The sequence below is a fragment of the Sinorhizobium sp. P24N7 genome (assembly GCF_042436655.1).
Taxonomy (GTDB): Bacteria; Pseudomonadota; Alphaproteobacteria; order Rhizobiales; family Rhizobiaceae; genus Sinorhizobium; species Sinorhizobium meliloti_A.
The window spans coordinates 1-429 of sequence record NZ_JBHMIW010000139.1 but is presented as its reverse complement, the minus strand read 5'-3'; the positions used below and the strand labels follow the sequence as shown (position 1 = coordinate 429).

Annotated in this window: 1 protein-coding gene; it reads right to left on the bottom strand. The window is 62.2% G+C overall.

The window, feature by feature from the left end; genetic code table 11:
• Nucleotides 1–429: branched-chain amino acid ABC transporter permease (locus tag ACFHWW_RS34325; protein ID WP_379943849.1), on the bottom strand; the 429-nt coding region annotated here is incomplete at both ends.

Genomic DNA, 429 nt, shown 5'->3' with positions numbered 1-429 from the left:
CCCCAGAGCGTCACATAGCCGGTCCACTCGAAGCCGAGCGTCAGCGGAGGAATGCCAGGCAAGGCCAGCGGCCCGTTGGTGAGTTCCACCCAGTTCAAGGCGACCAGCCGGACGACCTCGGCAAAGCTGACGGTAACGATAACGAAATAGGCGCCGCGGACCCGAAAGGCGAGCTTGCCGATCAGATAGCCGCACAGGCCCGCGATCACCGTTCCAAGCACCAGCCCGACGACGGGAGGCCAGGGTTCATGGGTGATCTGATAGCCAAAGAGGGAGATGCTGAAACCGAGCGAGGTCAGTGCGCTCACATAGGCCCCGATTCCGAAAAAGGCGACGTGGCCGAGGCTGAGCTGCCCCGTATATCCGAGCAGCAGATTGAGGCTCATGGCCGCAAGCATGAATATCCCGGCCACGACGAGCGTGTGCAGA